Source organism: Thiocapsa sp. (assembly GCF_018399035.1).
GTDB lineage: Bacteria > Pseudomonadota > Gammaproteobacteria > Chromatiales > Chromatiaceae > Thiocapsa.
In genome coordinates this window covers 2,477,340-2,488,982 of record NZ_CP073760.1, presented here as the reverse complement: position 1 = coordinate 2,488,982, position 11,643 = coordinate 2,477,340, and the positions used below count along the sequence as shown (strand labels likewise).

Here is an 11,643-nt window from a genome sequence, read left to right as displayed (position 1 = left end):
GACATTGACGCCCCGCGACCCGAGCGGGGATCGGGCGGCGACCGCAGGTCGTGTCATTCCGCCCACCCGAATTGCACCAGCACGGTATCGCTCCCCGCCGCGATGGCGGCGGCGGAGGTGTCCGTGTGCAGCAGCAGACTCACCCCGCGCGCACTGTCTAGCCAGAGATCATCGCTGCTCACCTCCGTCGGCGGCGCCGAGGCCAGCTCGGTCACATAGACGCCCTCCAGCGCATTCGGATTGCTCAGCCCGTAGACCTCGCCGGTCACGGTGACCGCCACACCCTTCGCACCGCCGACACCCAAGCCGCTGAACGTCACCTCGTAGGACGTCTCGCCAAGGGTCAGCACGGCTTGTTCGAGGGCCGCTCCGCCGCTGTCGGGAATCGTCACCGGCGAGAACGCGATCAAACCGACGGTGGCGGGTGGGGCTGCTCCGGCAACGCCGCTGCTCATCAAGAGCGCCAGCGAGGCTGCGGCAAATCCGGGAAGGTAGCGTTTCGTTGACATAGCGTGGATCTCCTGGAAGCCGGGTCTGTAGTTATTCAGAGTAGACGATCGAATCGTTGAAGACAGACAGCGTGAGGGTCTTCTGCCGATCGGCGGTGCGCATGACCAGCACCACCGTGTTGAGGTGCGCCGGAAGACGCAGCACGCCGCTGTAGTCCCCGCCCGCACCGGTGAAGGTGTTCTCCAGCAACCGCAGGCCATTCGGACCCTGGCTGTAGAAGCTCAACAGAGCCGGCTGACCGGCGGTGTCCGCCAGCGCGATCGCCACCGCCGTCGTGCGGCTGGTGTCGTACTTGAAGGCCCCGGTCTCGGCGGTGCTCGCCGACGCGCCGGCACTGTAGCCGCCGAGGCTCATCCCCAGGATCGCGAGCACAGCGACAGCAAAAGAACGGATCGAGTGACGGTTGTGCATGGTTGATATCCTCTGCTCGCAGATTGAAAGTGTGCTGGGACATCTAATACAAACTCCGTGCCAGAATTTTAAATCTTTATAATATATTGTTTTAAATAGCTAAAATACTTTCTGAATGAATGCGGGTCCTGATCTGCCGTTCTTGCCCTGCCAATACGGCAGCCGCTTTACGCGAGTGGCTGTCAAACAGGCAGGAGAGGCTCGCTCGGCGGGCACCTTTGTCTCCTGTGGGCAGGGCGCGGCCTCTGGGCCTCTGACGCCCAAGCCTTCTCGCGCACTCAAGAGATCGGCGACGGATCGTCACCCCGTTCCGCGCGCGCTGGCGAAACGAGCGCGGTGCTCGCCTGCCGGCGCCGCCCTACGCGGCCTACTCGCGCTCATGTCCGTCTCTGCCCCTCAAACCCGTTGGGCGACCATCAAGGCGAGGTCGCCCAGCCGCTCTCGGGTGGGGCGAGTCGACCTTCGGCTCGGTAGGCGCGGATGGTCAGGTCGGGAAAGAGGTTGATCAGCTCGTTGCGGGCAAGGCGATAGGCCGGATTGGTCGGACCGCGGCAGCCGCGCGACTCACGCGCAAAGGTCTGATAGAAGAGCAGACCGCCGGGACGTAGCGCGGCGGCGATGCTCGGCGCCAGGTCGCGATCCAGGAAGTGTGCGACCAGGATCAGGTCGAAGCTCTCCGGACTCGGCGGCAGGGCGGTGAGGTCGCGGACTCGGGCATCGAGGTGTAGTCCTCGCAGGCGCGCCGCCTCCCGGAGCCGGGCGATGGCGGTGTGGGACAGGTCCCATGCCGAGACCCGGAACCCCCGTTCGGCCAGCCAGAGCGCATTGGCGCCCAGCCCGCAGGCCAAGTCGAGGGCGGTGCCTCCTTCGGGGAGCAAGTGCGGCCATTGGCGCAACACCAGGGCGGGTTTCGGGATCGCTGTCGCGCCTTCGTAGCGCGCGTCCCAAGAGCGGGCGAAGTCGTCGGGCGTGTCTGGCGAGGCTGGATGTGTCATGGCTTGAAGGGGATCCGACAGGGTCACCTGTTTGCTCATCGGTCTGAGTCTATGAGCTTAAACCGCGCCCAGTGCGGTATGCGATGTTTTTGGATGGGATCGGCCCCGGCGGATTTCAGAACCGCTGGAGCCGGCGCGGTTTAGGCGATTTCCGGGAATGAGCATCCCGGCCGTGCATGCCTCCAATGGTTACCGGGCGACTAAAGTCGCCCCTTGTTGGTCGATGCATTCCCGGAAATCACTTTAGCAGGTTTTGCCGGGAGCCCATCCCGTCGAAGGAGTGGTCGGAGGAGGGGGCCGCAGCGGTCGAGACGCGCCGCCGATAGCGACCGACGCCCGGGGCGTGCTACGCCCCCGGCGCCGTGACCGGAAAGGCCTTCGCATAGCCTGCGCCGAGTCGCGGATCATCACGCTCGGCGACCACGGCGCCAAGGCGTGCCCGCAGCCGAGCGTTGTTGCGATAGGCGCCCAGCTCTGCGATCGCGACCTCGGCGCTCGCGCGATCCGCATCCGCCACGACGGAGACGAGCCAGTCGAGCGCCGCCTCGCTGCGGTGCAGCGCCCCCGCCCGCAGCAGCAGATGCTCCGCGCTGCGCTTGAAGGGCTCGGCGTCCCAGCGGGCGCGCAGCAGATCCAAGGCGCCGTCGAGCCGTGACTCCCCGAGCGCGAGTGCGGCGAGACCGTTGATCTCCAGACTCGGCGTGACGAGAAATCCGGCCACAAATTCGAGCGCGTCCTCGCCGGCCACCTGCAAGAGTGCGGCAAGACAGTCGCCCGTCACCTCCGGCTCCGGATCGCCGCCGAGCGCCTTGGAGCGCAGCACCGCCTCGGCCGCCAAGGGCAGCGTGCAGGCGATCGCACGCGCCGCGCCGCTGCGGGCATGCGGCTCCGGGTCGTGGAGCAGGTCGACCAGGCGGATCAGGGCACGCGAATCGCTCGTGGCCGCGAGCCCGATGGCGCAGCTCACGCGTAGATCCACGGCCGTATCGACGCTGCCTCCCCACACCGGCTCGGGTTGGCGATAGCGGATGCCGGCGATGTAGAAACCCGCGTCCTGGCTGTCCAGCGCGACCAGTGCGCGCGCGATCGCACCCTTGGCCGTACAGCCCGGATCGCGCTTGGCGGGATCGTCCAGGAAACGACGATAGGCCGCGATCAGGTCCGGCTCGAGCGCATCGATCAGCCGATCACCGGCCAGCTCCGCGGCCTTGGCGACCATCAGGCGATGCCGATCGGCCAATGCCTCCCGGACCGCGGCCAGCACGCGTTCCGGGGTCTCCCGATCACAGAGAGATCGGAAGGCATCGATCTGGTTGCGGATGTCGCGGCTTTGGGGCATGTGTCGATTCGCCAATGTTTCAGGATTGCTCTCCGGGAAATGCTCGCTGGACGGTCTCGACATACTCAGTGGCCTGGGTGACCACCCAAACTATATGATCGCGGTCGACCGATCCGCCCTTACAGTCGGCAACCAGGCGGATACCTTCGCGGCGAATGTTCAGGAGCCGTTGCGGATTCGAGTAGGCTTCCGGTTGCGTCCACTCATCCTCCCATATCGGCAACGGCTGGATGCGGATGCCGGTCTCCAACAGCACGTCATAGGCGATATCGGCCAACTCCAGCTTGATATCGAGAAAGGCGCCAGGCTGGCCGCGTAGCAGGATGGCACGGTCGGCATCACTGTCCGAGCGGAAATCACCCTTGGCCCGGCTGTCAAACAGATAGGTGTCGCGAACGGAATAGCGCGCGGAGACTTGTGCCAGGAAGAGGCGCAGGGACCGTCTTGAGGGCGGTCTTGAGCGCCTTGTAGGGATCCTCCGCGCCGAGGCTGTCTTTTTCCCGCACTGTACACTGCATCTGATCTTGGGTATCGTCCGACTGCGCTGCGATTTCGGAGCACTTCAACACGCTTCACACCTTGATTCCGGGGCTATACGCAAACGCTGCCCGTTTTCTCCGTTACTCCCGCGAGGCACTTGGCATCCTGCCGCTTCATGACGACTTTGCCGCGGAATTCGCCGCCGTTGCGGGCGCCCCGGACCTTTTGACCTAATCGTCCTTGACCGACCAACAGTTTCCCACCGACGCCGACCTCGGCACCTGTCTGATCCAGGACCGTCACCGGCTGCGCCAACGTCTGCGCGGCTTGCGCCGCCGCGCGCGTGCGGGCGAGCCGGTCGAGCGCGGGCTGCTTGCCGTTTGGCAGACGCTGCGCGAATCCCAAGCGCTCTGTGAACGGCGTCGCGCGGGCGTCCCGTCGATCATCGCCTTTCCGCCCGAGCTGCCGGTCAGCGAGCGTCGTGCCGAGATCGCCGAGGCGATCTCGGCGCACCCGGTCATCGTCCTCTGCGGCGAAACCGGCTCCGGCAAGTCGACCCAGCTGCCCAAGCTCTGTCTTGAGCTCGGACGCGGGCTGGCCGGGCGGATCGGCCACACCCAGCCGCGGCGCATCGCCGCGCGCACCTTGGCGAATCGGATCGCGCAGGAGCTCGGCGGGACCGCCGGCGCGCTGGTCGGGGACAAGGTGCGCTTCCACGACCGGGTGCGCCCGGAGACCGCGATCAAGCTGATGACCGACGGCATCCTGCTCGCCGAGATCCAGCAGGATCGGCTGCTCAACGAGTACGACACCCTGATCATCGACGAGGCTCACGAGCGCAGCCTCAACATCGACGTCCTGCTCGGCTATCTGAAGGGTCTGCTGCCGCGCCGACCGGACCTGAAGCTGATCGTGACCTCCGCGACCATCGATCCGCAGCGCTTCGCCGCCCACTTCGCCGATCTGCAGGGTCGCCCGGCGCCGATCCTCGAGATCTCGGGTCGGACCTATCCGGTCGAGGTCCGCTATCGCCCGCCCGAGGACGAATCGGTCGGCGAGCGCGACGAGACGATGCAGCAGGCGATCTCGGACGCGGTCGGCGAGCTGGCGCGCGTCGGACGCGGCGACGTGCTGGTCTTTCTCTCCGGCGAGCGCGAGATCCGCGAGACCGCCGAGACCCTGCGCAAGCATCATCCGCCCGCGACCGAGATCCTGCCGCTCTACGCCCGCCAAGGGCCGCAGGAGCAGGCGCGGATCTTCCAGTCGCACGGCACCCGGCGCGTGGTGCTGGCGACCAATGTCGCCGAGACCTCGCTGACCGTTCCCGGCATCCATTATGTCGTCGACCCCGGCTTTGCGCGGATCAGCCGCTACAGCCACCGCCGCCAGCTCCAGCGCTTGCCGGTGGAGCGCATCTCGCGCGCCTCGGCCGATCAGCGCAAGGGGCGCTGCGGGCGGGTCGCCTCCGGCATCTGTATCCGGCTCTACAGCGAGGACAACCTCGCCGCACGCGCGGCCTTCACCGAGCCCGAGATCCAGCGCACCAACCTCGCCGCCGTGATCCTGCGCATGAAGCTGCTTGGTTTCGGCGACGTGGCCGACTTCCCCTTCCTGGATCCGCCCGATCCGCGCCTGGTCGCCGACGGCGAGCGCACCCTCGAGGAGCTGGCCGCGCTCGATGCCCGCGGCGAGCTGACCGAGCTGGGCCGCCGGCTTGCGCGTCTGCCGGTCGACCCGCGGATCGGGCGCATCCTGCTCGCCGCCGCCGAGCAGCAGTGTCTGGCCGAGGTGCTGGTGATCGCCGCCGCGCTCAGCGTCCAGGATCCGCGCGAGCGCCCGCACGAGCAGCGCGCCGCCGCCGATCAGATCCACGCCACCTTCGCCCATCCGGACTCGGATTTCCTGAGCTTTCTCAACCTCTGGCGCTTCCTGGAGAAGGAGCGCAAGGCGCTTTCGCGCAACCAGTTTCGCCTGCTCTGTCAGCGTCACTTCCTCTCCTACAACCGGGTGCAGGAATGGCGCGACATCGAGACCCAACTGCGCGAGCAGATCCTGGAGATGGGCTTCAAGGAGAACCAGACCGCCGGCACCGAGGAGCAGATCCACAGCGCACTCCTGACCGGACTCCTGAATCACATCGGCGCGCTCGACACGAATCACGAGTACCTGGGCGCGCGCAACAGCCGCTACCGCATCCACCCGAGCTCGGCACTCTTCAAGACGTCGCCCAAATGGATCCTCGCGGCCGAGCGGGTCGAGACCACCCGCGCTTACGGGCGCATCGTCGCGCGCGTTCAACCGGCCTGGATCGAAGCCGCGGGGCAGCATCTGCTGCAACGCAGCTATTTCGAGCCGCACTGGCAGGCCAAGTCCGGGCAGGTCGCGGCCTACGAGAAGGTGACCCTGTTCGGCGTCACCCTGGTGCCCAAGCGGCGCGTCAACTACGGACCCATCAACCCGGCCGAGTCGCGCGAGATCTTCATCCGCTTCGCCCTGGTGGAAGGCGACTTCAGCACCCGTGCACCCTTCTGGCGTCACAACCAGGAGCTGATCGCGTCGATCCATCACCTCGAAGCCAAGTCGCGCCGTCGCGATATCCTCATCGACGAGGAGACGCTCTACGCCTTCTACGATCAGCGCATCCCCGCCGGGATCTATTCCACGCCTCAGCTCGAGCAGTGGCTGCGCAAGGCGACCCCTACGGATCCCAAGCTCCTGCATCTACGCCCGACCGATCTGATGCAGCACGAGGCCGAGTGGATCACGCCCGAGCATTTCCCCGATCGGCTCCAAGTCGGCGCCACCGCGCTCCCGCTCGAATACCGTTTCGAGCCCGGCGAGTCGGCCGACGGTCTGACCCTGATCGTGCCCTTGCCGCTCATCAATCAGGTCACCGCCGAGCGGCTGGATTGGCTGGTGCCGGGACTGTTGGAGGCGCGTATCACGGCCCTGTTGCGCGGTCTGCCCAAAGGGCTGCGCACGGCGCTGGTCCCGGTGCCGGACACCGCCGCACGCTTGGCCGGCGGGCTCAAGGCCGCGCTCGCCGAGGGCAAGGCGCCGGTCGATCGGCCTTTGACGCAGGTCCTCGCCGAGCGGATCGCGGCCGATACGGGCCTGCGCATCCCCGAGGACGCCTGGGACCACGACGCCATCCCGGCGCATCTGCGGATGAAGGTCCGACTCGTCGACGAGGCGGGCAGGGTGCTTGCGCTCGACGAGGATCCGCAACGTCTCAAACAGCGTTTCGGCCAAGCGGGGCAGGCGCGGTTTGCCCGCATCCCGGACGCCGAGCTGGAACGCGAGGGCCTCACCCGCTGGGACTTCGGCGACCTGCCCGAGCAGGTCGAGATCACCCGCGGCGGGATCCGGATGCGCGGCTTTCCGGCCCTGGTCGACGAAGGCCGGAACGTGGCGGTGCGTGTGCTGGATGCGCCCGAGGGAGCCGAGCACGCCCACCGTGCGGGCCTGCGCCGGCTTCTGACCCTGACGCTCGGTGCGACCCTGCGCCCGATCCGCCAATCGCTCAAGGATCTGGACCGGCTGCGTCTGCTCTACGCCAAGGCGCCCGCAATGGAGCCGGGGCGTCCCGCCCCGGAATCCCCCGAGACCAAGCGTCCCGGCGCATCGACCTCCGGCGGACAGCCGTCACGCCCGCCGAGCGGATCCGAGCCCCGTCCCCCCGACCTCTCCGACGAGCTGATGGCCCTCATCCTGGATCGGACCTTCCTCGACGACCGTCCGCCCATCCGAACGCAGACCGACTTCGAGGCCCGTCTCGCCGAATCCCGCAGCCGGCTCCAGCCGACGGCCAACGAGGTCACCCGGCTCGCCGCCGAGATCCTCGCCGCCTACCAATCACTGCGCCGGCGCCTCGCCGCCATTACCCAGGTCAACTGGCAGCCGACGACGCAGGACCTGCGCGACCAGCTCGATGCACTGGTCTTCCGGGGCTTCTTCCAACAGATCCCCTTCGACCGGCTCAAGCAGTACCCGCGCTATCTCAAGGCCGCCGAGCAGCGTCTCGACAAGCTCGCTCACGCCCCCGGACGCGACCGCGAGCAGATGACCGTCATGGCCGAGCTCCTGACCCGCTGGCGCGACCGCACCGCCGCGGCCCGCAAGGCCGGCCGCGAAGACCCGCGTCTGGAGGAGATCCGCTGGCTACTGGAAGAACTACGCGTCTCGCTCTTCGCCCAGACCCTCGGCACCGCCGGCCCGGTATCGGTCAAGCGCATCGAGGCGCGTTGGCGGGAGTTGGGGTTGTAGGGCAGGATGGCCGGGCGCGTGCGGGTCGGCCCGCCTGCTCAAGCCGCTTGGAGGGTAAGATTGCAGACCAATCCCGGATCCAAAACGTGGGCGCTTCGATGCTCGCCGAGATCGGGCGGCATGCACGACGCGGCGACAGCTTCGCCGTTGAAACCACCCTCAGCGGTCGGCGTTATGCCCGCCAGCCCCCCAGAGCAGCGGGCTACCGGGTGAAGCTCTACTCCGAGGACGGCGTCATCAAGTACGAGTATCGGCCAGCGACGAATGAATCGAGCGACAAGCATGCTGCGACATAAAGGCGGTCTCGCCACACCGACATCGGGGGATGTGGCACACATTGCCGACGGCGAGGAAGTTGCCGTACTCGCTGACCGATTCCGGGATCTGTTCAAGGACACTCAGTCGCTGCCGGGAGCCGCGACGCTCACGGATGCCGAGATCGCCGCGGAGGTCGACACCGTGCGGGAGGGGCGAGTCGGTCAGGTTCCGGGAAAGTCACGATGCATTCGCTGATCGCTGCCCAGCGCCCCGCCATCGCCAACATCTGCCGGCGCTACCAGGTGCGACGGCTGGAGGTCTTCGGCTCCGCCGCACGTGGCACGGATTTCGATCCCGAGCGCAGCGATGCCGACTTCCTCGTGGAGTTCGCACCCGATGCCCAGGCCGATCTGGGCGGCTGGTTCAGCGTCCGCACCGAGCTGGAACATCTGCTTGGGCGTGGCGTCGATCTGGTGGAATACCGGGCCGTGCGTAACCCCTACGTGCGCGTTGACATCGAACGGACGCGGGAGCTGATCTATGCCACGTGACCTGGAATCCTGTGTTCGGTATCTCTTGATCGTAATTCAGAGGGATGCGCGATGAAGAAGGACCAGCCACCTGACGACGCAGCCAGGGGCCAGTTCCTGGTCTACGCGGCCGAGGACGGGCGCATCAAGATCGATGTGCGGTTGGCGGATGAGACCGTTTGGCTGACGCAGCCGCTGATGGCTGATTTGTTTCAGACGACACAGCAGAACATCAGCCAGCACATCCGCAACGTCTACGACGAGGGAGAGTTGTCCCCGGAGGCAACCAACAAGAAATTCTTGTCGGTTCGCCAAGAGGGGAGGCGCGAGGTGCAGCGCAACCTCGACCACTACAACCTCGACATGATCATCTCGGTCGGCTACCGGGTGAAGAGCCATGTGGCGACCCGCTTTCGGATCTGGGCCACCCAGCGCCTGAAGGAATACATCATCAAGGGCTTCGTGCTGGATGACGAGCGGCTGCGGAACCCGGATCAGCCCTTCGATTATTTCGAGGAGCTGACCCGCCGTATCCAGGACATCCGCACCTCGGAGCGGCGTTTCTACCAGAAGATCACGGACATCTACGCCACCAGCATCGACTACGACCCGACGCTGGACATCAGCATCCGTTTCTTCCAGACGGTGCAGAACAAGATGCACTGGGCCATCACCGGTCAGACCGCCGCCGAGATCGTCCACGGCCGCGCCGATGCCGACCAGCCCAACATGGGCCTGACCAACTGGCGCGGGGCCAAGGTGCGCAAGCAGGACGTGGGCATCGCCAAGAGCTATCTGACCGAAGACGAGTTGGCGGCACTGAACAACCTGGTCGAGCAATACCTGATCTTCGCCGAGGGCCAGGCCATGCGCCGCATCCCCATGCACATGGGCGATTGGCTCGCCAAGCTCGACGCCTTTATGAACATCAACGACCGGGAGATCCTGACCTATGCCGGCAAGATCTCGCACCAAATGGCCCAGCAACGGGCGGAAGACGAGTACGAGCGGTTCCATCAACGGGGTATCGCCGAGCAGGATCGCGCCGGGAACGATTTCGACAAACTGATCGAACGCCTGCCAGCCGGCAAACCTGATCGCAAATAGGGAGAAGCCCTCCTCACACTGGCTGAGGTTCCCTCGAAGCAACGACTGTCGGTGCTTCGGGGGAAGCAACGCAACCCCTCATGAGCAGAAGGACAGCCCGACCGATATGGCCATCAAGAAATCCGACCTCTACTCCTCGCTCTGGGCTTCCTGCGACCAGTTGCGCGGCGGCATGGATGCAAGCCAGTACAAGGACTATGTCCTTTTCATGCTGTTCATCAAGTACATCAGCGACAAGTACGGCGACAGCGACGCCTTCGCGCCACCGGTCATCATCCCCGAGGGCGCAAGCTTCAGGGACATGATCGCCCTGAAGGGCAAGAGCGACATCGGCGATCGGATCAACACCCGGATCATCCAGCCGCTCATCGAGGCCAACACGCGTCTGGCCCGCAGCGATTTCCCCGACTTCAACGACCCCAACAAGCTCGGCGATGGTCGAGCGCCTGTCGAACCTGGTCGGCATCTTCCAAAAGCCCGAGCTGGATTTTTCGCAGAACCGCGCCGAGCACGACGATATCCTCGGCGACGCCTATGAATACCTCATGCGGCACTTCGCCACGGAGAGCGGCAAGAGCAAGGGGCAGTTCTACACCCCCTCCGAGGTCAGCCGCGTCATCGCCAAGGTGATCGGCATCTCGCCCGAGAACACCAATGCATCCACGACGGCCTACGATCCGACCTGCGGCTCCGGCTCGCTGCTCCTGAAAGTGGCCGCGCAGGCGGGCAAGCACATCACGCTCGAAGGGCGGGAGAGGGACGTGACGACGGCGGGCCTGGCCCGCATGAACATGATCCTGCAGGACATCGACGCCCACCTGCGCGGCGGTATCCCCGAGCGCGACCTCGACGCATTGGCCGACTACTGGCAGGTGCTGCCCGGCGTGCGCACCGCCTTGTTCTCCCCTCGTCCTTCGGGAGACGGGCCGGGGGAGAGGGAAGGGTCGCTCAGCCGGCCTGCATCGTCGAAACCGACAAGAAGGGCAGGCGCAAGGACAAGGGCTGGGCCTACGGGCACTATTCCAAGCTCACCGATGCCGAAATCAAGACCCTGGTGGTGGACGACAAATGGATGCCCCGCATCGAAGCCGCTGTGCAGGGCGAGCTTGATCGCGTCTCGCAGACCTTGACCTCCCGTATCCGCGAGCTGGCCGAACGCTACGCCACGCCGCTGCCGGAACTGGAAACGGAAGTCGAGCAGCTTGCCGCCAGGGTTGGCGTCCATCTGGCGCAGATGGGATTCGCATCTTGATCAAGCCACCGTCCCGGAACAGCCACCGCTTCGGCAAACCGGTGCATCTAACCCATCACGCCGTGAAGCGCATGGCTGATCGGTGTTTGAGCCGAACGCTGGTGGAGGCGCTTATCGAGACCGGTCAGCTGAAACAGCGAGACAGTGAGCATTGGTGGATAGTTGCCGACGTCGACGGACGCGATGACAATCTGGCCTGCGCCGCTGTGCTGTGCCGCGAGGCGCTGATCGTCAAGAGCCTGATGACCCATTGGGAGGAATCGTGAAGACAACCTACTACGAAGACGACGACATCCTGGCGATTCATGTCAGCGACCAGCCGATCGCCCGCGAAGTCTCGCACGGGTGGAACCTGAACATCGCTTACGCGGCCGATGGCAGCGTGGTCGAGATCGTCTTGCTGGAGGCACACGAGCAGGGATTGTTTCCGGTCACGACCGAGCGCGCTGCGGCCTGATGAAAAGATCGACTCTTGCGTTGAGCAATGCTGTCGGA

The 11,643-nt window shown here is 65.8% G+C and carries 15 protein-coding genes; 10 read left to right on the top strand and 5 right to left on the bottom strand.

Going from position 1 to position 11,643, the window contains the following annotated elements; all coding sequences use genetic code 11:
- Window positions 1–53: 53 nt before the first annotated feature.
- From KFB96_RS11320 to KFB96_RS26745, 5 genes are all read right to left on the bottom strand, one after another.
- Window positions 54–509: a hypothetical protein gene (locus KFB96_RS11320; RefSeq protein ID WP_213461394.1), complete on the bottom strand. Its 456-nt coding sequence runs from the start codon at window positions 507–509 to the stop codon at window positions 54–56.
- 31 nt (window positions 510–540) lie between these two features.
- The gene (locus KFB96_RS11315; protein ID WP_213461392.1) at window positions 541–921 is read right to left on the bottom strand and encodes a hypothetical protein; all 381 of its coding nucleotides are present in this window, start codon (window positions 919–921) and stop codon (window positions 541–543) included.
- 416 nt (window positions 922–1,337) lie between these two features.
- A complete protein-coding gene (locus KFB96_RS11310; protein WP_213501939.1) occupies window positions 1,338–1,916 on the bottom strand; it encodes a bifunctional 2-polyprenyl-6-hydroxyphenol methylase/3-demethylubiquinol 3-O-methyltransferase UbiG in 579 nt (192 codons plus the stop codon).
- A 346-nt stretch (window positions 1,917–2,262) separates the two neighbouring features.
- Window positions 2,263–3,255 carry a hypothetical protein gene (locus tag KFB96_RS11305; protein ID WP_300971586.1) on the bottom strand — a complete coding sequence of 331 codons (993 nt, stop codon included), beginning with the start codon at window positions 3,253–3,255 and terminating at the stop codon, window positions 2,263–2,265.
- A gap of 19 nt (window positions 3,256–3,274) precedes the next feature.
- Window positions 3,275–3,532, bottom strand: a complete 258-nt coding sequence (locus tag KFB96_RS26745) for a hypothetical protein (protein ID WP_300971585.1) — start codon at window positions 3,530–3,532, stop codon at window positions 3,275–3,277.
- Window positions 3,533–3,975: 443 nt separating this feature from the next.
- On the opposite strand from KFB96_RS26745, the gene hrpA reads away from it, so the two are divergent.
- The 10 genes from hrpA (at window position 3,976) to KFB96_RS11260 (ending at window position 11,605) form a co-directional block, all read left to right on the top strand.
- Window positions 3,976–8,001: an ATP-dependent RNA helicase HrpA gene (gene hrpA / locus KFB96_RS11295; protein WP_213461390.1), complete on the top strand. Its 4,026-nt coding sequence runs from the start codon at window positions 3,976–3,978 to the stop codon at window positions 7,999–8,001.
- Window positions 8,002–8,087: 86 nt separating this feature from the next.
- Window positions 8,088–8,297, top strand: a complete 210-nt coding sequence (locus tag KFB96_RS11290; protein WP_213501937.1) for a hypothetical protein — start codon at window positions 8,088–8,090, stop codon at window positions 8,295–8,297.
- The gene (locus KFB96_RS11285) at window positions 8,284–8,514 is read left to right on the top strand and encodes a hypothetical protein (protein WP_213461388.1); all 231 of its coding nucleotides are present in this window, start codon (window positions 8,284–8,286) and stop codon (window positions 8,512–8,514) included. Before KFB96_RS11290 ends, KFB96_RS11285 begins: the two co-directional genes overlap by 14 nt.
- Window positions 8,502–8,810: a nucleotidyltransferase domain-containing protein gene (locus KFB96_RS11280; RefSeq protein WP_213461386.1), complete on the top strand. Its 309-nt coding sequence runs from the start codon at window positions 8,502–8,504 to the stop codon at window positions 8,808–8,810. Before KFB96_RS11285 ends, KFB96_RS11280 begins: the two co-directional genes overlap by 13 nt.
- Before the next feature lie 51 nt (window positions 8,811–8,861).
- Window positions 8,862–9,896: a virulence RhuM family protein gene (locus KFB96_RS11275; protein ID WP_213461385.1), complete on the top strand. Its 1,035-nt coding sequence runs from the start codon at window positions 8,862–8,864 to the stop codon at window positions 9,894–9,896.
- Between the two features lie 106 nt (window positions 9,897–10,002).
- Window positions 10,003–10,434: a type I restriction-modification system subunit M N-terminal domain-containing protein gene (locus tag KFB96_RS26740; RefSeq protein ID WP_300971584.1), complete on the top strand. Its 432-nt coding sequence runs from the start codon at window positions 10,003–10,005 to the stop codon at window positions 10,432–10,434.
- Window positions 10,331–11,026, top strand: coding sequence for an N-6 DNA methylase (locus KFB96_RS26735; protein ID WP_300971583.1), 696 nt, complete (start codon window positions 10,331–10,333; stop codon window positions 11,024–11,026). The genes KFB96_RS26740 and KFB96_RS26735 overlap by 104 nt, the downstream gene beginning before the upstream one ends.
- Complete coding sequence (locus KFB96_RS26730; protein ID WP_300971582.1) at window positions 10,969–11,148, top strand: hypothetical protein; 180 nt, start codon at window positions 10,969–10,971, stop codon at window positions 11,146–11,148. Before KFB96_RS26735 ends, KFB96_RS26730 begins: the two co-directional genes overlap by 58 nt.
- Window positions 11,145–11,414, top strand: a complete 270-nt coding sequence (locus KFB96_RS11265; protein ID WP_213461384.1) for a DUF4258 domain-containing protein — start codon at window positions 11,145–11,147, stop codon at window positions 11,412–11,414. The genes KFB96_RS26730 and KFB96_RS11265 overlap by 4 nt, the downstream gene beginning before the upstream one ends.
- Window positions 11,411–11,605: a DUF2283 domain-containing protein gene (locus tag KFB96_RS11260; RefSeq protein WP_213461383.1), complete on the top strand. Its 195-nt coding sequence runs from the start codon at window positions 11,411–11,413 to the stop codon at window positions 11,603–11,605. The genes KFB96_RS11265 and KFB96_RS11260 overlap by 4 nt, the downstream gene beginning before the upstream one ends.
- The last annotated feature ends 38 nt before the right edge of the window (window positions 11,606–11,643 follow it).

Coding starts and splice junctions, on each gene's coding strand:
- KFB96_RS11320 (WP_213461394.1), bottom strand. CDS start 509: ATGTCAACGAAACGCTACCTTCCCGGATTTGCCGCAGCCTCGCTGGCG.
- KFB96_RS11315 (WP_213461392.1), bottom strand. CDS start 921: ATGCACAACCGTCACTCGATCCGTTCTTTTGCTGTCGCTGTGCTCGCG.
- KFB96_RS11310 (WP_213501939.1), bottom strand. CDS start 1,916: ATGACACATCCAGCCTCGCCAGACACGCCCGACGACTTCGCCCGCTCT.
- KFB96_RS11305 (WP_300971586.1), bottom strand. CDS start 3,255: ATGCCCCAAAGCCGCGACATCCGCAACCAGATCGATGCCTTCCGATCT.
- KFB96_RS11285 (WP_213461388.1), top strand. CDS start 8,284: ATGCTGCGACATAAAGGCGGTCTCGCCACACCGACATCGGGGGATGTG.
- KFB96_RS11280 (WP_213461386.1), top strand. CDS start 8,502: ATGCATTCGCTGATCGCTGCCCAGCGCCCCGCCATCGCCAACATCTGC.
- KFB96_RS11275 (WP_213461385.1), top strand. CDS start 8,862: ATGAAGAAGGACCAGCCACCTGACGACGCAGCCAGGGGCCAGTTCCTG.
- KFB96_RS26740 (WP_300971584.1), top strand. CDS start 10,003: ATGGCCATCAAGAAATCCGACCTCTACTCCTCGCTCTGGGCTTCCTGC.
- KFB96_RS26735 (WP_300971583.1), top strand. CDS start 10,331: ATGGTCGAGCGCCTGTCGAACCTGGTCGGCATCTTCCAAAAGCCCGAG.
- KFB96_RS26730 (WP_300971582.1), top strand. CDS start 10,969: ATGCCCCGCATCGAAGCCGCTGTGCAGGGCGAGCTTGATCGCGTCTCG.